This window comes from Oleiphilus sp. HI0061, from assembly GCF_001635675.1.
The window spans coordinates 1-1190 of the sequence record NZ_LWFE01001739.1; the positions used below are offsets into that span (position 1 = coordinate 1).

Annotated in this window: 1 protein-coding gene and 1 pseudogene; both read right to left on the reverse strand. The window is 46.1% G+C overall.

Translation table 11 applies throughout. The annotated features are described in order from the left end of the window. A pseudogene (locus A3735_RS26650) lies at window positions 1-362 on the reverse strand (hypothetical protein); the annotation flags it as partial. Window positions 363-593: 231 nt separating this feature from the next. After that, window positions 594-1190: PhoH family protein (locus A3735_RS26655; RefSeq protein WP_156499950.1), on the reverse strand; the 597-nt coding region annotated here is incomplete at its 5' end.

The window sequence follows — 1190 nt, forward strand, 5'->3', positions numbered from 1 at the left end:
CCAGCTTGAGGGTGATTGAGGCCGTCTCCGTTACCTTGCTTGATAGAAATGATCTGTCGAGCAATTTCGCCAGAGGTTTCGTTTCTCCAGTAAGGGTAGCCGCTTTCGTCGGTTGAGTCGTAACCAACAATGGCATAATTGTCGCCAGAGCTCAGCAAGTCATCCATAAAGTCAGCACCGTTATAGTTGCTGAAGTGGGATGTTCGCCAAGAGTCGAGGGCATTGATTTTGATGTCGCCTTGGGTTCCGTGCCCGTGAACCATTATATAGCAGTTGTCGGCAGCCATCGCTTGCCCTGATCCCCATAATAGAGATAAAGAAAGCGCGCAGGTGGAAAGTATAGATTTCTTAGTTTTAAACATAGTTAGGACCTTTCGATATGTATATTATTTTTATTTTGCGTCCTGCGGACAAAGTACAACAGACACTTTATCTGACCATTATCTGAGAAGAGAGGGCCGACCTGTTTTTACTTGATCATTATTTATCGGGAATGGTAAGAAGACCATGACAGTAGAGGACAGAGTATTGGCATTTTTGGCAATAAATATAGGGCAAGCACTTAGGCTTACCCTATAGACTTTTATGCCTGTTTAGTCAGAAAAATTGGCAGCAACGTAGTCTGCAAGACGGGAGCGTTCAACGCTTTGTAGTGTGATGTGAGCATAGTGTTCCCAGTTTCGCATGCGGTCCATTGCAAAGCTGAAGCCACTCGTTGAGGCCGATAGATAGGGTGTATCAATTTGCTTTAGGTTGCCAATCGCAATGACCTTAGTGCCTGGACCAGCTCGTGATATGAGACCGTGCATTTGTGCAGAGGTCAGGTTCTGGGCTTCATCAATAATGAAGATCTTGTCGGAGAAACTTCGGCCTCTCATAAAACCGGAGCTTTTTATTTTTACGCGGCTTTTTAAGAATTCAACACTCGACTTCCTTTCGAAATCGGTGCCGTTGGGGTTGGCGCTCAATGTTTCCAAAGCATCGGTGATCGCGCCCATCCAAGGGCCGATTTTATCTTCTTCTTCGCCGGGTAAGAAGCCGATATCTTCACCCATTGGAACCGTGGCCCGAGTGACAATGATTTCATCATAAAACTTATCTTCGTACACCTGGTGTAGTGCCGCAGCTAGGGTTAACAGAGTTTTACCTGTCCCGGCTTCTCCGGCGATGGTGACGAAATCAATTTCAGG